This is a genomic window from Brevundimonas sp., from assembly GCF_004210735.1.
Lineage (GTDB): Bacteria > Pseudomonadota > Alphaproteobacteria > Caulobacterales > Caulobacteraceae > Brevundimonas.
In genome coordinates this window covers 1-16890 of record NZ_SDZL01000006.1, presented here as the reverse complement: position 1 = coordinate 16890, position 16890 = coordinate 1, and the positions used below count along the sequence as shown (strand labels likewise).

Here is a 16890-nt window from a genome sequence, read left to right as displayed (position 1 = left end):
TGGAATTCCCCGATTTTCGCCAGAGGTAAGCCCGGAAACGGGTCGCGGTCCAGCGATCCCGGCGCCCGAATCTGATCAGGGCGCGGCGCGCACCGGCGCCGGTGCGGTCAGGAACCGGTCGACCGCCGCCATGAAGCGGCCGGGCTGGTCGATCATCACCATATGCTCCGCCCCCTGGATCGGCTCATAGCGTGCGGGGCGGGGCAGGGAGGCATAGGCCGCCCGCAGCAGGTTTTCGACATGGCTGCGCGGCGAGCGGTCATCGGGATCCCAGCCATAGACCACGGTCACCGGCGCGCTGATGTCCGGCAGGCGGTGGCGCAGATCGACGGTCATCACCTCGTACAGGCCCTGCGCCAGGGTGCGCCGGTCGCCGCCCTGCCAGCCGACGCTGTCGAACAGCCCATCGGCCGCTCCGCCCAGTTCGGCCCCCCAGGCGCCCTGCGCCTTCAGCGCGTCATCACCCAGGAACATCAGCGCCTGATAGGCGATCTGCGCCACCGGTTCGACGTCGCCTGCCGTGGCGCCGGCGTTGATCAGGGCCGGAAAGAAGGGCGAGGAATCCACCGTCATCACCCGGCCGATGCGCGGCCCGCCGTCGGCCGCGACCCGCAGCGCCACCAGACCGCCCATCGAATGGCCGATCAGCGCCGGCCGCTCCAGCTCTTGGCTGGCGATGTAGCGCCGCACCTCGGCCGCCACCGGTCCGATCAGCGGGCCCGTGCCGTTGTCGGCGGCGGGCAGCAGCCCGAACCCCTTCACCGACACCAGATGCACCCGATAGCGCCCGTCCAGACGCTGGGCCGTCCGGGTCCATACCTCGGCCGTCGAGGCCAGACCGGGGATCAGGATCACATCAGGGCCCTGGCCGCGGCTTTCGACCGTGATCCGACTGGACTGAAAGGGCGCCGCAGCCGCAACCGGGGCGGGGGCCGCGGGTGGACGCGACTGCGCCAGGGCCGGTCCACCGCCCATCAGAGCCACCGTCAGCAGGGTAAGAAACAGCTTCATCCGTCCAGCCTTGCTGAGGAAGACGGCGAATCGTCGGCGCCTCGCCTCACGAGGATCTGAACTTACGGTGATGAGGGGGCGACCTCGACGACGTCACGCGCGCGGTTGATGGCGGGTCTCACTGTCCAGGGCTTCGGTCGCGCCGGCCGCCACGCGAAAGGCTGCGGAAACCGCCTCAGCGGCGATCCCGGACCTCCTCGCGATAGCGCCTCGCGAAGTCCTGCACGTCTTCGATCCGTTGCATGGGTCGGTTGGCGTTGTTCCAGCGCTCGTATTCATAGGCCGCGACTTCATCGGGCGCATGCTGACGCAGATGGCTGACCATGGCGTCCTCCGCCTGCGAAACCCGTTGCTGGGCCGCCTCGATGTCGTTTTCCAACGCCTGATAGGAGCCGTTGTCATCCCTGGACTGGGTCAACTCACCCAGGCGACGACGCTCTTCATTGATGCGTTGTTCCAGTTCCTTGCGCGCCTGGGCGATCGCCCGCTCCTCGGCCGAGGGTCCTTCGTCACCGGGGGCCTCGCCGTCCGGCTGGCTCAAGTCCGGCAAGGGCCGCCCTTCGCGGAAGGCTTCGTCCAGTTCCATCCACTCCGCCAGATGCTTGCCCTGCAACATGTCGCGCGCCGCCTCGCACTGGGTGCGGAAGCCGGATCGGACGATATCCGCATTACCCGACGCTGCGGCGGCGCGGATGCGGTCGCCTCGGCTGGGCTCAAGCGCGGCGCGGCATCGCCGATCCTCCGCCCGCGTCTCGCGCGCCTGGCGCGCCGTCAGCGCGCTCTGCGCCCGCTGATACTCGGCCTGATAGGCGCGGCTGGGCGACCGGCTTTGGGCCGCCGCCTCCGAACATAGCAAGACACTGAACAAGATGACCAAGCTGGAGCGATGCACGAAGACCTCCCTGAGATGTCTTCTCAGGGTTGCATCTGACGCCTTCGTCCTGTGGATTCTTCGACCAAACCGGCTCGTCGCGCGACGAACCTTGGACGTTCAGCAGCAGCAGCCGTCCACCTTTACGCGTCCACCTCGGCGTCCAGGGCGTTTTCCTGGATGAATTCGCGGCGGGGTTCGACGACGTCGCCCATCAGCTTGGCGAACAGGTCGTCGGCGTCTTCCTGGTGGTCGACGTTGACCTGCAGCAGGGTGCGGGCGTTGATATCCAGGGTGGTTTCCCACAGCTGTTCGGGGTTCATCTCGCCCAGGCCTTTATAGCGCTGGATCTTGATGCCCTTCTTGCCGGCGTCGAGCACGGCGTTCAGCAGGTCGACCGGGCCGCGGATGGTGGTCGACTTGTCCTTGCGGCGATAGACGGCCGGTCGATCGAACAGGCCCTCGAAGGCGGCGGCGCGCTCGGCCAGACGGCGGGCGTCCAGCGAGCGGCCCATCACCTCGTCCAGCACGATGGTCTCGCTGACGGCGCGGCGGACGCGCTGGAAGACGACGCCGCCCTGGGCGCCCCGCTCGCCGGTCCAGGCGCTGTCGCCCTCTTCGGCGTACAGGTCCAGGCGTTCGGCTGCGCGGGCAGCGCGGTCGCTCAATTCCCCGGCGCTGTCGGTGAACAGACCCGCCAGGGCGGCCTGTTCGATGGCGAAGGCGGGCGCGCGTTGCGACAGGCGGTCGACCCCGGCCTTGAAGGCCTTGGCCTCGCGCACCAGCGCCTGCAGGTCCAGCCCGGTGCGACGCTCGCCACCGGCGAAGTCCAGCTCGGCCTCGGCGCAGCCTTCCTCAATCAGGTAGGCGTCCATTTCCGCCTGATCCTTGATGTAGCGGTGCTGCTTGCCCTTCTCGACCTTATAGAGCGGCGGCTGGGCGATATAGACGTGACCGCGTTCGATCAGCTCCGGCATCTGACGATAGAAGAAGGTCAGCAGCAGGGTGCGGATGTGGGCGCCGTCGACGTCGGCGTCGGCCATCAGGATGATCTTGTGATAGCGCAGCTTGTCGGCGTTGAAGTCGTCACGCCCGATGCCGGTCCCCAGCGCCAGGATCATGGTGCCGATGGTGTCCGACGACAGCATCCGGTCAAACCGCGCCCGCTCGACGTTCAGGATCTTGCCCCGTAGCGGCAGGACCGCCTGGTTCTCGCGGTTGCGCGCCTGTTTGGCCGAACCGCCGGCGCTGTCGCCCTCGACGATGAACAGTTCGGACTTGGCGGGATCGCGCTCCTGGCAGTCGGCCAGCTTGCCCGGCAGGCTGCTGATTTCCAGCGCCGATTTGCGGCGGGTCAGGTCGCGCGCCTTGCGGGCCGCCTCGCGCGCAGAGGCCGCCTCGATGATCTTGGAGACGATCATCTTGGCCTCGACCGGATGCTCCTCGAACCACTGGGACAGGCCCTCGGAACACAGGCTTTCGACCGCCGGACGCACCTCTGACGAAACCAGTTTGTCCTTGGTCTGGCTGGAGAATTTCGGATCCGGCACCTTGACCGACAGGACGCAGGTCAGGCCTTCGCGGGCGTCCTCGCCGGTCGGGGCGACCTTCTCTTTTTTCGCGGCGCCCGAGCTTTCGATATAGGCGCCCATGACCCGCGTCAGCGACGCGCGGAAGGCCGACAGGTGGGTGCCCCCATCCCGCTGCGGGATGTTGTTGGTGAAGCACAGCATGGTCTCGTGGTAGCTGTCGTTCCACCACAGGGCCAGGTCCAGCTCGATCCCTTCCTTCTTGCCGCGAATGACGATGACGTCCTTCAGCAGCGGGGTCTTGGACTTGTCCAGGTGGCGCACGAAGGCTTCGACGCCGCCCTCATAGTGCAGCATGATCTCGACCGGCTCGGCGCCGCGATGATCCGACAGCTTGATGACCACGCCCGAGTTCAGGAAGGCCAACTCGCGTAGCCGGTGCTCCAGCGTCTTCAGGTCGAAATCGATGTGCGAGAACGTCGTGACGGACGGATAGAAGGTCACTTCGGTGCCGCTCAGCGGCTGTCCGGCCTTGTCGCCCTCGGTGCGGATCGGCGCGTCGCCCACGACTTCCAGCGACTTGACCGTGTCGCCGCGCTCGAAGCGCATGTGGTGCTTCTTGCCCTCGCGATAGATGACCAGTTCCAGATAGTCCGACAGGGCGTTGACCACCGACACGCCCACGCCGTGCAGACCGCCGGACACCTTGTACGAGTTCTGGTCGAACTTACCGCCGGCGTGCAGCTGGGTCATGATGACCTCGGCCGCCGAGACGCCTTCGCCCTCGTGGATACCGGTCGGAATGCCGCGGCCGTTGTCGGTCACGGTGACGCTGCCGTCCTCGTTCAGGATCACCTGCACCAGGTCGGCGTGACCGGCCAGCGCCTCGTCGATGGCGTTGTCGACCACCTCATAGACCATGTGGTGCAGGCCCGAGCCGTCGTCCGTGTCGCCGATATACATGCCGGGGCGTTTCCGCACGGCGTCCAGGCCTTTGAGAACCTTGATGGAATCGGCGCCGTATTCCGGCGAGGCGTCAGTCTGTTCGGTCATGAAAACGTCGGCTCAGGGTCCCGGTCGGGACAGGGAAGGAACGGCCGCACGGACCGCCCGAATCGACGCCGGCCAAGGCCCGCGACGAAGCCTGCAACATATAGGAAATTCGGCGGAAAAAGCGAGTGAAACCCTGCGTCCCGCTCCCCTCGTCGCTTCTTCGTAGCACGCAGGCGCATCTGCGACCCGCACGGGCTAGGGAGCGGCCCATGGAACTCATTTGCTGGCTCGACGACGACGAGGATCTTTCGTTCGCCCACCTGCTGCCCGACCGCATCCCGGCGCTGGACCGACGGGGCTACAAACTGGGCGAGGGCGGGTCCTGCGCCGACTGGTTTCCGCGCGATCTGGTGATCCCGACCTGGGACCCCCAGCCGCGGCCGAAGGGCTATCGCACCCCCCTGCTGATGGACCCCTACGCCGGGCGCGGCGAGCGCATGGTCGACATCCTGCCGAACGCCTTTGGCTGGCGGGTCGTGTCGCCCAGGCTGAAGACCCTGCTGGAGGGCGCGCTGCGGCCTGACGAGATCGAGTTCCTGCCCATCCACGTCAGACGGGCGGAACAGGTCCTGCCCTATTTCATCGCCCATCCGCTAATCGCCGCCGATTGCATCGACATGGAAAAGAGCGAGGGGATGATGAGCTCCATCCTGAAGGGCTCCTACTTTGCTCTGAAGACCCTGGTGCTCGACCCGAAGAGAATCCCCGCCGGGGTCCGCTTCTTCCGCGCGGCGCGGCATCCCGATCTGGTGCTGATCGACCGCGATCTGGCTCAGGCCATCGTCGACGACGATCACGAGGGCGGCCTGTTCTGCTTTCCCGAAGACTTCGGCGATCCGTGGTGCCCGACCGAGGCCGAACTGGCCGAACAGGCGAAATACAGAACCGATGACTGACTTCGTATGCTGGCTGGACGAGGACGACGACGACACCATCGCCCGTCTGCTGCCCGATCGCATTCCCGCGCTGGACGGACAGGGCTACAGGCTGCGCGAGGCAGGCTCCTGCGCCGACTGGTTTCCGCGCGATCTGGTGATCCCGACCTGGGACCCCACGCCGCCGCCCAAGAATTATCGACCCAGCCCCTTCAACCCGTACGTCGGCTACGGCGGCCGGATGACGGACCTGCTGCCGAACGTCTTCGGCTGGATCGTGGTCTCGCCCCGCCTCAAGGCGTTTCTGGAGCGCGAACTCAGCGCGGACGAGGTCGAATTCCTGCCCATCCATGTAAAGCGGGCCGAGCAGATCCTTCCCTATTTCATCGCCCATCCCCTGCTGGCGACGGAATGTATCGACATCGACAAGACAGAGGGGCGCCGCAGCGCGATCTGTCCTGAAAACTATATGCGGATCAGACACCTGGTTCTGGACCCTGCGGGCTTTCCGCCCAGTGCGCGCTTCTTCCGCGCCGCCCGTCATCCCGACCTCATCCTGATCGACACGGTTTTGGCCCAGGCCATCATCGACGACGACCACGAGGGCGGGATGTTCTGCTTCGCCAAGGATTTCGGCGACGAGTGGCTTTCCCCTATTCCCAAGGACGATTGGGTCAAGCGATAGGCGGCGTCACCGAATCCGGCCGCCAGCGATCTCGACGAACTGCGCCCGTCCCTCCAGCGCCGCGAACAGACCACGTTCGGTGCCGGTCATGAAGGCCTGCAGACCCGTCGCCTCGATCTCGTCGAACAGGGCGGCGCGGCGGGTTTCGTCCAGGTGGGCCGGCGCCTCGTCCAGCAGCAGCACGGGCTGGGTGGGCTGATCCGCCAGCCGCCCGATCTGGGCCAGGATCAGGTTCAGCACCAACGCCTTCTGCTCGCCCGACGATCCCTCGGCGGCGGGCCGGTTCTTTTCCCGGTGCAGGGCGGTCAGGTCGGAGCGATGGGGCCCGAACAGGCTGCGTCCCGCCGCCGCGTCGCGCGCCCGCGCCCGCACGAACCCTTCGCCCAGCAGGCTGACGATGTCTGTCTCGTCCGCGCCCGCCGCCGCCATGGCCTCGGCCTCGCCGGTCAGGCCCAGATCGGCCTGGGGGAAGGGGCGGTCGCCCCGCGCGTCGATGCCTGCCTGCAAGGCCCCCAGGGCCGCGGTACGCGCCACGGCCGCGCGGGCGCCCGCCTCGGACAGCCGCGCCTCCAGCGCATCCAGCCACAGGGGGTCGGCCGGCCGCGTCTGGTCCGTCAGCAGCCGCAGCCGTTCCCGCAGCGCCTTCTCATAGGTCGAGACCGTCGCCGCATGGTCCGGGTTCGCCGCGAACACCAGCCGGTCGAAGAAGCGCAATCGTTCGGCTCGCGCGTCGGAAAACAGCCGGTCCTGTTCGGGCGTCGCCCACACTGGCCGCAAATGGTCCAGCAGCCGCCCCGGCGGCGCCGTCTCGCCGTCGATGCGCACGATGCGCCGCGCCGCGCCCGCCGTCTGTACACCGGTGCCCAGTCGGGTCTCGCCGTCTGGCCCGTCCAGCGTCACCGCCACGGCCCAGGCGCGGCCCACGGCCTCGCCCGGCTCGCGCCGTCCCATCTCCTGAGCCGTCGCCCCGCGCAGCCCCTTGCCGGGGGTCAGCAGGCTGATCGCCTCCAGCAGGTTCGTCTTCCCCGCCCCGTTCGGCCCATGCAGCACCACCGCCCCACCCGACACGGTCAGGGATGCGGCGGCGTAGGAGCGGAAGTCGGTAAGGGTGAGGGTGGTGATCAACGCACGTCGGCTACCCGGCCGCGAGAACGATTTTGGCCGCCGTCTCGGGAGGAGATAGAAGCGCGCCCTTCATCAGGAGGATGCGAACCTGACATAGTTCGTCAGCCGAGGCGCGCGCAGCGGCCGCCGGATCACGAAGCAGTTCCGCCGTCCGTCGCGTAGCGCCGGCGTTCCCGATTTCCACAAACCATTTGTGCTGCTCTTCCGCCGTTAAGGTGGGGTCCGGGCGGGCCACGGGCGATGCTTCCGCTCCATGAGCCGCTTTCAGAAGCTGCGCGGTCGCCTCTGACGTCTTGGTCCACGCCGTTTGGCTAAGTTGCGTCGAAGGATCCAGCTTGCCCTGGGCAATCTCCACGCACGCCTGCGGGTTCTCGGTCTTCAGATGTTCAAGCGCGGCAAGGTTGAGCCGCAAATAATCCACCAGGAGTTCGTCGGCTGCCGATCGTAACGAACGCTTTCGCTTCGCCATGAACGGGAGAAACGCCTCCATCAGCGTCGTGCGGGCCGCGACCACGTCTGAACCGCTGCCGACCTCGTGATCAACCACGGCGCCCAATCTGCTGTACTCGTCCGGGTACAAGTCATTCAGCGTGGTCAGCCAGCCGAGGCTTTCGACACCGGCCATCTGATCCAGAGGGTTGGTATCGGCTCCGCCTCCCGTCGAGGCCGGACCGGATTGCGCATCGACGTCGGATGAAGGTCCGCATGCCGCGCAGGCAAGCATGACGGCCAATGCCGACGCCCGTATCAAAGCTGCGGCAGGCCGTGTCGAGGGCTTGATCATGTCTGGTTCGAACCGCCTACACCCGCAGCGGCATCAGCACATACTGCACGCCCGGATCGCCCGGATCGAGCACCAGGGTCGGGCTGGCGGGGTCGGCGAATTTGAAATGCGCCGTCTCGCCGGTGATCTGGCCGGCGACGTCCAGCAGATAGCGGGCGTTGAAGCCGATCTCGAACGGCTCTTCGGAATAGCCGATCTCGACCTCTTCCTCGGCCTGACCGGCTTCCATGTTGCGGACGGTCAGCTTCACCCGGTCGTTGTCGAAGGCCAGCTTCACCGAGCGGCTCTTTTCGGCCGAGATGGTGGCCACCCGGTCGACGGCCGAGGCGAAGACGGCGTTGTCGATGTCGGCCTGTTTGTCATTGCCGCGCGGAATGACGCGCAGATAGTCGGGGAAGGCGCCGTCGATGACCTTGGACGTCAGGCTGGCGTGGCCGAATTCGAAACGGATCTTCTGGGCGCTGACCTGCACCTGGACCTCGCCCGAGCCGTCGTCCAGCAGGCGGCGAACCTGATCCACTGTCTTGCGCGGCACGATGACGCCGGGGCCGCCCGCCGCGCCTTCCGGCGCCGGGGTCTCGGCCAGGGCCAGGCGGTGACCGTCGGTCGCCACGGCGCGCAGCAGCGGAACGCCGCCCTCGGCCACCGTGTGCAGATACAGGCCGTTCAGATAGTAGCGCGTCTCTTCGGTCGAGACGGCGAAGCGGGTTTTGTCGATCAGCCGCGCCAGATCTTCCTTTGATACCGAGAAGCGGGCGCCCGTGGTGTCCGTCGACATGACCGGGAAGTCGCCTGACGGCAGGACCGGCAGGTTGAACTTCGACCGGCCCGCCGAGACCACCAGCCGGGGATCGTCGCCGTTATAGGCCAGGCTGACCTCGGCGCCGTCCGGCAGCTTGCGGACGATCTCATACAGGGTGTGGGCGGGGGCGGTGATCTGGCCCTCGACCTGCACGGTCGCCTCGGCCTCGTCGACCATCTCCATGTCCAGGTCGGTCGCGGCGAAGGCCAGCTTGTCGCGGCCGGCGCTCAACAGCACGTTGGACAAGATCGGAATGGTGTTGCGACGCTCGACCACGCTCTGAACATGGCCCAGGGCCTTCAGGAGCGCGGAACGTTCGATGGTCAGCTGCATATGTCTCGCCCGGGCGTCGGCGACTCAGGGCGTCACCGCGAATAGAGGGCCTTGGACACTAGCGGATTGCGCGCCGGGAGCAAGGAAGGGGCAGGGGGATAGTCGCCAGTGGCGCGGGGATAAGTCGGGCCAACCTGAGCACAAATTTCTCCCTCCCCGTCCCGGGGAGGGTGGTCGCAGCGAAGCGAAGACCGGGTGGGGCGGGCCAGGCGATGCCGGGCGCGGCTGATGCTCAGCCTTGCCGCCCCCACCCGGCTTCGCCCTGCGGGCTCAGCCACCCTCCCCGGGGCGGGGAGGGAGAGACGCTGCGCCTCGGTCCGACCCTAGCCGCGCAGTTTGCGCGTCAGGGCCTCCACGTCGCGGGCGATCTGTTCTTCCTTGGGCATCAGCTCCTCGATCTTGCGGACGCCGTGCAGGACGGTGGTGTGGTCGCGGCCGCCGAAGCGACGGCCGATGTCGGGATAGGAGCGGGTCGTGTGCTGCTTGCACAGATACATGGCGATCTGGCGCGGGCGGGCGACCGACCGGGTGCGGCGCTCGCTCAGCAGGTCGGCCTGTTTCAGGCTGAAGTGGTCGGCCACCGTCTTCTGGATCTCGTCCACGGTGATGCGGCGTTCGGGGCCCGAGCGCAGGGCGGCGCCCAGCAGGGTCTGGATCTCCTCGACCGAAATCGAGGCCAGGCGCGGCCCGGCCACGGCGGCCAGGGTGTTCACGGCGCCTTCCAATTCGCGCACCGAACCGGGGGTGCGGTCCACCAGATGCTCGATCACCTCGGTCCGCGCCTCGCCGGTGACGACGCCCAGGCCGGCCAGGGTCTCAAGCCGGTTGCGGGCCACGGCGGTCTTCAGCGCGCGGTCGGCGGGCTCGACCGGGCAGGTCAGGCCGGCGGCCAGGTGGCTGCGCAGGCGCGGCTCGACCTCGGTCAGGGCCATCGGCGCGCGGTCGGCCGACAGGATGATGCGCTTGCCCTCGCCCATCAGGGCGGTCAGCGTCGACAGCAGTTCTTCCTGCGTGCTGGCCTTGCCGCCCACGAACTGGACGTCGTCCAGCAGCAGCATGTCGGCCGAGCGCAGGCTTTCCTTGAAGGCGGCGGTCTGGCGGTCCTGCATCGCCTTGACGAAGGTCGACAGGAAACGTTCGGCGGTCAGGTAGATCACCTTGGCGTCGGGGCGCAGGCGCTGCGCCTCCCAGGCGATGGCGTTCAGCAGGTGCGTCTTTCCATAGCCATAGGGGCCGCAGAAGAAGACCGGGTTGAAATGGCCGTCGGCCCAGGTCGCGACCTGTCTGGCGATGGCCAGCGCAAAGGCGTTGCCCTGGCCCTCGACGAAGGTGTCGAACGTCAGCCGGTCCTGCAGGCCGGCGGCGCGCACGGCGCGGTCGCCGTCGGTCACCGGGGCGAAGGTCGGCGTAGCGGCTGCGGACGGACTGGCCATCGACGGGGCGTTGAAACGGGGCGCGGATTGCAGGCCGGGATTGGCGGCCATGGCCGAGGCCGGCGGGATCGATCCCACCTCGGCGCGGCAGCGCACGTCCAGACGGCGCGACAGGCCGTCCAGGCCCAGCCACAGCTCGTTCATGCGGCGCAGGGCGTTCTTGCGCACCCAGTCGCGGGCATAGGCGGTCGGCGTCACCAGGATCAGGTTGCCGGCGCTGTCGATCCGCACCGCCGAGGGGGCGATATAGCTGCTGAACGGACCTTCCCCGATCTCTGCGCGCAGCCGACCGGCCGCCTCGCTCCAGATGTGATCAGGATCCGTCATACCCGCCATCGCCAAGCCCCCAGCCATCGTTAAGCCACCCGCTTTTGTCATCCACCGAACCTGACGCCCTTCAAAGCCGCCGGACCGTTGGGACGACTTCTCCTGCCCCGAAAAGCGGTGCTTTCCAGGTGGGGTCGACCTCGAGATCAGACGTCTCCCGCCGACGCGAAACAGCCTTCGCGCCGTCTTCATCCGTGTGGGGATGGAAGTGCGTTAGAGCCCGAAACTTACGCTTGGGACGGGCCGGGTCAACGCTGATTCGTTGACGATTCGGCAGTTAAATTTGTTGACTCCGCTAAAGCTCAACCCGGCTTGGGAAAATGTGAAATTCGCCGTTCGGGAGAGCCCGGAATCCCGCTTGGGGACTTGCAAGCGGACGTGCGAACGGCGAGGGAGCTTGCGCGCCCTCGCCGTTGAAATCACTCGTATTTCGCGTGACGGCCCGGTAACGGGCCATCCGTAACCGTCGCGATTACGCGGCCGACAGCTTCTTCAGCTGGGCGGCCAGACGGCTCACCTTGCGCGAGCCGGTGTTCTTGTGAACCACGCCCTTGGACACGGCGCGCATCAGTTCCGACTGGGCCGTCACGAAGGCGGCCTTGGCGGTCTCGGCGTCGCCGCCGGTGATCGCTTCCTGGAACTTGCGCAGATAGGTGCGCACGCGGGTGCGACGGGCCTTGTTCACTTCGGTCCGCGCTTCGATCTTGCGGATCGCCTTGCGGGCGCCGGCATTGTTAGCCATCAGTCAAACCTTCGAACGAAAACGCCGCAGACCACACGTCCACGGCGCGGAAATCTCAAGAGCGCGCGGCTATAGCCGAAAGCTCAGGAGGGGTCAACGCGAGTCCACGTCAGAGTCGTCTCCAAACGCTCGAAGCACTCGGCGCACACCCACTCATACGCTTCGCCATGCTCATAGGCGGCGGAAATCGCCCAACCTTCATGCAAGGCGTCGGGCACGGTTTCCACCTCAGCCAACTCGATCATGCAGGCCGCGCAGTGATCGTGGGTCCACTCCGGGCTATAGGCGCGATAGGCCTTGAACGCGAAGGCCTGCCCACGCAGATCCTTCGCGTTCTGATAGCGCCAATCGTCCTCGATCCCGCTCATTTGCCCGTGAAGTTCGGCTTCCGCTTTTCGACGAAGGCCGCCATCCCTTCCTTCTGGTCCTCGAAAGCGAACAGGCTGTGGAACAGGCGGCGTTCGAACTGGACGCCCTGGGTCAGGGTCGTCTCCAGGGCGGCGTTGACCATCTCCTTGTTGGCCATGACGGCCAGCGGGCTTTGCGCAGCGATCTTCGCGGCGATCTTGCGGACCTCGTCCAGCAGGGTCTCGTGCGGCACGACGCGCGACGCCAGACCGGCGCGCTCAGCCTCCGCCGCGTCCATCATCCGCGCAGTCAGCACCATGTCCATGGCCTTGGCCTTGCCCACCAGCCGCGTCAGCCGCTGCGAGCCGCCGATGCCGGGCGCCACGCCCAGATTGATCTCGGGCTGGCCGAACTTGGCCTTGTCCGAGGCGACGATGAAGTCGCACAGCATGGCCAGTTCGCACCCGCCGCCCAGCGCAAAGCCGTTGACCGCCGCGATGATCGGCTTCCTGAAGCGCGTGATCCGGTCATGGCCCAGGGCGAAGAAATTGCCGGCATACATCTGGGCGTATGTCTGGTCCGCCATCTCCTTGATGTCGGCGCCGGCCGCGAACGCCTTGTCCCCCGACCCGGTCAGGATCAGGCAGCGCACGTTGTCGTCATGCTCGACCGCATCCAGAAACGCCGCCAGATCCGCGAACAGCGCCGAATTCAGCGCATTCAGGGCCTCCGGCCGGTTCAGCGTCACCACCGCATAGCAGTCGGCGTGGCGTTCGATCAGCAGGGTGTCATAGGCGTCGGCCATGGGGAGCGCTCCTTACGTATGCGATCTGCATACCCACCCGCGCATCCCCGCGAAAGGTGGCTATCGCCGCGGCAGTAGCGCCAGCGTCAGCCCCGCGCGCGTCAGTTCCGCGATCACCACCATGGCCAGCAGGGCGTTGGCCGCGATCACCTGACCCCGCGCGCCGCCCAGGTCCAGGCTCCAGCCAAGGGCGGCCGCCAGCGCCAGGGCGCCCGCCGCCGCCAGCACCAGCGCCACCAGCAGCATCAGCGCCACATGGCTGGCCTTCAGCGCCGCCTGCAACGTCGGCCCGTCGTCCAGCGTCCGCGACCGGCGCCGGAACAGCCAGGCGACCGCCCCGGTGGCCAGCGTCTCGGCCACGACCGTCACCACCAGCGCCCCCAGAAACCACCACAGCAGCCCGCCGGTCTCGCCCGCTCGCAAGCCCTGAACGAAGTGCGCGAAATAGGCGCCCCAGACGGCGATCCCGACGATCAGGCTGATCCACAGATGAACCTTGCGCATGCGAGTCAGACCTCCGCACCGGCCATTTCGGCCAGCTTCAGCACCGTATTCCAGTTGCGGCCCGTGCCCATGCCCAGCATCCGCGGCGTCGCCTTCTTGAAGATGCCCGACTGGCCCTGTCCGTTCGGGAACCAGAAATACAATACCCCGTCCCCCGCCTCGACCGCCTCGCCGCCCTCGGCCAGCGCGCGACAGGCCTCCAGCGCGCCGGGTTTGATCCCGTCTTTCATGACCATGGCCAGCGCCCTGGCCGGGTGCGCCTCGGCTTCCGCCCGGAAAGGATTGCTCGCGATCAGCGCCGCCCATTGCCGGGGCGTCCGCACCATGGCGGCGATCTTCAGGCCAAAGGTCTTGTCCATCGCCGCCTCGATGTCCGCCTCCAGCATCGCCGGATCGGCGTCGCTCTCGACCACCATATTGCCGCTGGCCAGCAGGGTGCGCGGGTTCTTCAACCCCATCGCCTCGGCCATGGCCCGTTGCTCGCCAACCGGCGCCCGCACCCCGCCGGTGTTCATGCCGCGAAACAGGATGATGCGCTGGGTCATGGCTAAGTGGCGAGTGATGAGTGGCGAGGAGGTCAGGAGGCGGGCGTCGTGGCTTCAGGTCAAGTGCGACGCGGATCGCGGGCCGCTTCTCGCCACTCGCCACTCGTCTCTCGCCACTGAATCTCATCGCTTCTGGCAACTGGGGCAGTAAAACGTCGACCGTCCGCCCTGGACGATCCGCTTGACCACGCCGGAGCAGTCGTCGCCCCGGCACGGCTGGCCCTCGCGGCCATAGACGTCGAAGCGGTGCTGGAAATAGCCCTGACCGCCCTCGGCGTTGGCGAAATCCTTCAGGGTCGAGCCGCCCGCCTGTATGGCGTCGCGCAGCACCGCCACCACCTCGGTCGCCAGCCGCTCCAGCCGGGGCCGCGACACCTTTCCGGCGGCGACCAGCGGCGAGATGCGCGCCCGATACAGCGCCTCGCACACATAGATGTTGCCCAGCCCCGCCACGATCCGCTGATCGAGCAAGGACACCTTGATGTTCTGCTTCCGCCCGGCCAGCGCCTCACCCAGATGCGCGCCGGAAAAACCGTTACCCAGCGGCTCGGGCCCCAGTCCCGCGAACCACGGATGATCGTCCACCGCCTCGGTGGGGATCAAGCCCATGAAGCCGAAGCGCCGCGCATCGGCGAACCCCACCCGCGTGGCCGCGCCGTCCTTCACCGCGCACAGGCTCATATGCTCGTGCTTGCCCGCGATCGGCGCCGGCTCTTCGAACTCGCCCAGCTGCGCGCCGTCCAGGGTGAAGCGCCCGGTCATGCCCAGATGGCTGACCCAGGTCTCGCCGGTCGACAGGGGGAACAGCAGATATTTGGCCCGCCGGTCCAGCCGCAGCACCGTCGCGCCTTCCAGCCGCTCCACGAACCGCTCGGGGAAAGGAAAGCGCAGGTCCGGCCGGTTCTGGCGCACCCGCGTCAGCCGCGCCCCCTGCAGCACGGGTTCAAGGCCGCGCCGGACCGTCTCGACCTCGGGAAGCTCAGGCATAGGTCAAGCGATAGCGGCCTCAGCCCGCCGACGCCAGCGCCTCCAGCACGCTCTTGCCATAGCGGTCCAGCTTGCCCGCCCCGACGCCCGAGACGTGGGACAGGGTGTCCAGATCGCGCGGCTCGCGCATGGCGATCTCGACCAGCGTCTTGTCCTGGAAGATGACATAGGGCGGCACATGCTGTTCGGCCGCGCGGTCGCGGCGCCAGGCGCGCAGCACCTCGAACCGGGCGCGCACATCGGTATCCAGCGCCTCGGCCGCCAGGTTGCGACCGGCGTTGCGGCGCGGCTTGTCCAGCTCGACGCGCACCGGCGCCTGCCGCACCTCGACCACCCGCTCGCGGCGATAGACGGATCGCACCGGCTCGGGATCGCCCAGGCGGATGATCGGCTTGCCCTCGTTCGGGTCCTCGACCAGCAGCCCCTCGAACAGCAGATGGTCGATCACGTCGCGCCATCCGGTCAGCGACAGGTCCGCCCCGACGCCCCAGGTCGACAGCGCCGTCTCCCAGTGCTGCACATCCTTGGTCCGCCCGGTCAGGTGGTCGATCACCCGCCCACGTCCGAACCGCTCGCCCAGCCGCTGCACCGCCGCCAGCGCCTTCTGGGCCGGGACGGTGGCGTCATAGGTGACGGGCGGATCGCCGCAGATGTCGCAGACGCCGCACGGGCCGGCGTCGGTCTCGCCGAAATAGCGGCGCACCGCCCGCGGGCGGCACACGGCGCCGTCCAGCATGGCGAACAGCTGGCGCACCTTGCGCGTCTGGACCGCCTTGACCTCTTCGGCCATCGGCCGCCCTTCCAGACGGCGCAGGCTCCAGGCGATGTCGGACGGGCCGTACAGGGTGATGCCCTCGGCCGGTTCGCCGTCGCGCCCGGCGCGGCCGATCTCCTGCCAATAGGCTTCCAGCGACCCCGGCGGATCGGCGTGGATGACGAAGCGCACGTCCGGCTTGTCCACCCCCATGCCAAAGGCGATGGTCGCCACCATCACCGCCCCGTCCTCGGCCAGGAACCGTTCCAGCCGCTTGTCGCGGTCCCGCGCGTCCATGCCCGCGTGATAGGCGATGGCGTTGGTCCCGGCGTCGCGCAGGGCCTGGGCCACGCGCTCGCAGCCGTCGCGGCTGCCGCAATAGACGACGCCCGACTTGCCCCGCCGCTCGCGCACCAGTTCGATCACGGCGGCGTCGGTGCGGGCGCGCGAACCGTTGATCTTGCGCTCGGCCGACAGCTGCAGGTTCGGGCGCGCGAAACTGTCGACGAACACCCGCGCCTCGCCCAGCCGCAGCGAGGCGACGATGTCGTCGCGCGTCCGGGCGTCGGCCGTCGCCGTCACCGCGATCCGGGGCACGCCGGGGAACAGTTCGGCCAGTCGGCCCAAGGTGCGATAGTCCGGCCGGAAGTCATGGCCCCATTGGCTGACGCAGTGCGCCTCGTCGATGGCGATCAGGCTGAGCTGCAACTCGCCCAGCCGGTCCAGCATGGCGCCGGACGCCAGCCCCTCGGGCGAGACATATAACAGGTCCAGCTCGCCCGCCCGCGCCTGACGCCAGATGGCCGAGCGGTCGTCCATCGACACCCCGGAATCCAGCCGTGCGGCCGCCACGCCCTGCTGTTTCAGCGCCTCGACCTGATCGGTCATCAGCGCGATCAGCGGCGACACCACCAGCCCGACACCGGGCCGCAGGATGGCGGGCGCCTGATAACAGACGCTCTTGCCCCCGCCGGTCGGCAGCACGGCCATGACGTCCCGCCCGGCCAGAACCTCGTCGATCACCGCCGCCTGCAGGCCCCGGAAATCCGCATGGCCCCACACCCGCTCCAGCAGCGCACGCGCCTCGTCCATGCGCGCGGAAGCGGGCAGGGCGGCAGGGCTTGAGTCGGAGGGCATGCGCGGCTTGTGCCGTATTCGTTCCGGGGTGTCGATAAGCAGAAGGCGCAACCTCTCCCTCCCCGTCCCGGGGAGGGTGGCTGAGCCCGCAGGGCGACGCCGGGTGGGGGCGGCAAGGCTGAACATCCGCCGCGCCCAGCATCGCCTGGCCCTCCCCACCCGGTCTCCGCTTCGCTCCGACCACCCTCCCCGGGACGGGGAGAGAGAGGCGCGGCGCCATGTCAGAACCCGCCCCAAACC

General features: G+C 67.9%; 16 protein-coding genes. 2 read left to right on the top strand and 14 right to left on the bottom strand.

Annotated features, from left to right (window positions below; genetic code table 11):
• Window positions 1-75 precede the first annotated feature (75 nt).
• The 3 genes from EON91_RS02115 to gyrB form a co-directional block, all read right to left on the bottom strand.
• On the bottom strand, window positions 76-1011 hold the full coding sequence (locus EON91_RS02115; protein ID WP_292091278.1) for an alpha/beta hydrolase: 936 nt from the start codon (window positions 1009-1011) through the stop codon (window positions 76-78).
• A gap of 175 nt (window positions 1012-1186) precedes the next feature.
• The gene (locus EON91_RS02110) at window positions 1187-1903 is read right to left on the bottom strand and encodes a hypothetical protein (RefSeq protein ID WP_292091277.1); all 717 of its coding nucleotides are present in this window, start codon (window positions 1901-1903) and stop codon (window positions 1187-1189) included.
• Window positions 1904-2025: 122 nt separating this feature from the next.
• Entirely contained in the window at window positions 2026-4464 is a 2439-nt protein-coding gene (gyrB, locus tag EON91_RS02105; RefSeq protein WP_292091275.1) for a DNA topoisomerase (ATP-hydrolyzing) subunit B, read from the bottom strand.
• Window positions 4465-4673: 209 nt separating this feature from the next.
• On the opposite strand from gyrB, the gene EON91_RS02100 reads away from it, so the two are divergent.
• Entirely contained in the window at window positions 4674-5360 is a 687-nt protein-coding gene (locus EON91_RS02100; RefSeq protein ID WP_292091273.1) for a DUF1629 domain-containing protein, read from the top strand.
• Window positions 5353-6024, top strand: a complete 672-nt coding sequence (locus EON91_RS02095; protein ID WP_292091272.1) for a DUF1629 domain-containing protein — start codon at window positions 5353-5355, stop codon at window positions 6022-6024. The genes EON91_RS02100 and EON91_RS02095 overlap by 8 nt, the downstream gene beginning before the upstream one ends.
• A 6-nt stretch (window positions 6025-6030) precedes the next feature.
• On the opposite strand, the gene recF is transcribed toward EON91_RS02095, so the two are convergent.
• The 11 genes from recF to recQ all read right to left on the bottom strand — a co-directional run bounded on the left by recF (window position 6031) and on the right by recQ (window position 16650).
• Window positions 6031-7149 (bottom strand): DNA replication/repair protein RecF, encoded by a 1119-nt coding sequence (gene recF / locus EON91_RS02090; RefSeq protein WP_292091270.1) that lies wholly within the window; start codon window positions 7147-7149, stop codon window positions 6031-6033.
• A 10-nt stretch (window positions 7150-7159) separates the two neighbouring features.
• Window positions 7160-7933, bottom strand: coding sequence for a hypothetical protein (locus EON91_RS02085; protein WP_292091269.1), 774 nt, complete (start codon window positions 7931-7933; stop codon window positions 7160-7162).
• A gap of 16 nt (window positions 7934-7949) precedes the next feature.
• On the bottom strand, window positions 7950-9068 hold the full coding sequence (gene dnaN / locus EON91_RS02080) for a DNA polymerase III subunit beta (RefSeq protein WP_292091268.1): 1119 nt from the start codon (window positions 9066-9068) through the stop codon (window positions 7950-7952).
• Window positions 9069-9391: 323 nt separating this feature from the next.
• A complete protein-coding gene (dnaA, locus tag EON91_RS02075) occupies window positions 9392-10855 on the bottom strand; it encodes a chromosomal replication initiator protein DnaA (RefSeq protein ID WP_292091267.1) in 1464 nt (487 codons plus the stop codon).
• 445 nt (window positions 10856-11300) lie between these two features.
• Entirely contained in the window at window positions 11301-11570 is a 270-nt protein-coding gene (gene rpsT / locus EON91_RS02070; protein WP_292091266.1) for a 30S ribosomal protein S20, read from the bottom strand.
• An 83-nt stretch (window positions 11571-11653) separates the two neighbouring features.
• Entirely contained in the window at window positions 11654-11938 is a 285-nt protein-coding gene (locus EON91_RS02065) for a hypothetical protein (RefSeq protein WP_292091265.1), read from the bottom strand.
• Window positions 11935-12723, bottom strand: coding sequence for an enoyl-CoA hydratase-related protein (locus tag EON91_RS02060; protein WP_292091264.1), 789 nt, complete (start codon window positions 12721-12723; stop codon window positions 11935-11937). Before EON91_RS02060 ends, EON91_RS02065 begins: the two co-directional genes overlap by 4 nt.
• Before the next feature lie 60 nt (window positions 12724-12783).
• The gene (locus tag EON91_RS02055) at window positions 12784-13227 is read right to left on the bottom strand and encodes a hypothetical protein (protein ID WP_292091263.1); all 444 of its coding nucleotides are present in this window, start codon (window positions 13225-13227) and stop codon (window positions 12784-12786) included.
• A 5-nt stretch (window positions 13228-13232) separates the two neighbouring features.
• Entirely contained in the window at window positions 13233-13772 is a 540-nt protein-coding gene (locus tag EON91_RS02050) for a DUF1697 domain-containing protein (RefSeq protein ID WP_292091261.1), read from the bottom strand.
• 123 nt (window positions 13773-13895) lie between these two features.
• Entirely contained in the window at window positions 13896-14759 is an 864-nt protein-coding gene (mutM, locus tag EON91_RS02045; RefSeq protein WP_292091259.1) for a bifunctional DNA-formamidopyrimidine glycosylase/DNA-(apurinic or apyrimidinic site) lyase, read from the bottom strand.
• A 19-nt stretch (window positions 14760-14778) separates the two neighbouring features.
• Window positions 14779-16650 carry a DNA helicase RecQ gene (gene recQ / locus EON91_RS02040; RefSeq protein ID WP_292091258.1) on the bottom strand — a complete coding sequence of 624 codons (1872 nt, stop codon included), beginning with the start codon at window positions 16648-16650 and terminating at the stop codon, window positions 14779-14781.
• Window positions 16651-16890: the final 240 nt, after the last annotated feature.

Excerpts from the sequence above, each read along its gene's own strand:
- EON91_RS02060 (WP_292091264.1), bottom strand. The coding sequence starts at position 12,723 with ATGGCCGACGCCTATGACACCCTGCTGATCGAACGCCACGCCGACTGC.
- EON91_RS02050 (WP_292091261.1), bottom strand. The coding sequence starts at position 13,772 with ATGACCCAGCGCATCATCCTGTTTCGCGGCATGAACACCGGCGGGGTG.
- EON91_RS02100 (WP_292091273.1), top strand. The coding sequence starts at position 4,674 with ATGGAACTCATTTGCTGGCTCGACGACGACGAGGATCTTTCGTTCGCC.
- rpsT (WP_292091266.1), bottom strand. The coding sequence starts at position 11,570 with ATGGCTAACAATGCCGGCGCCCGCAAGGCGATCCGCAAGATCGAAGCG.
- EON91_RS02095 (WP_292091272.1), top strand. The coding sequence starts at position 5,353 with ATGACTGACTTCGTATGCTGGCTGGACGAGGACGACGACGACACCATC.
- EON91_RS02085 (WP_292091269.1), bottom strand. The coding sequence starts at position 7,933 with ATGATCAAGCCCTCGACACGGCCTGCCGCAGCTTTGATACGGGCGTCG.
- EON91_RS02055 (WP_292091263.1), bottom strand. The coding sequence starts at position 13,227 with ATGCGCAAGGTTCATCTGTGGATCAGCCTGATCGTCGGGATCGCCGTC.
- EON91_RS02115 (WP_292091278.1), bottom strand. The coding sequence starts at position 1,011 with ATGAAGCTGTTTCTTACCCTGCTGACGGTGGCTCTGATGGGCGGTGGA.
- gyrB (WP_292091275.1), bottom strand. The coding sequence starts at position 4,464 with ATGACCGAACAGACTGACGCCTCGCCGGAATACGGCGCCGATTCCATC.
- mutM (WP_292091259.1), bottom strand. The coding sequence starts at position 14,759 with ATGCCTGAGCTTCCCGAGGTCGAGACGGTCCGGCGCGGCCTTGAACCC.
- dnaN (WP_292091268.1), bottom strand. The coding sequence starts at position 9,068 with ATGCAGCTGACCATCGAACGTTCCGCGCTCCTGAAGGCCCTGGGCCAT.
- dnaA (WP_292091267.1), bottom strand. The coding sequence starts at position 10,855 with ATGGCTGGGGGCTTGGCGATGGCGGGTATGACGGATCCTGATCACATC.
- EON91_RS02065 (WP_292091265.1), bottom strand. The coding sequence starts at position 11,938 with ATGAGCGGGATCGAGGACGATTGGCGCTATCAGAACGCGAAGGATCTG.
- recQ (WP_292091258.1), bottom strand. The coding sequence starts at position 16,650 with ATGCCCTCCGACTCAAGCCCTGCCGCCCTGCCCGCTTCCGCGCGCATG.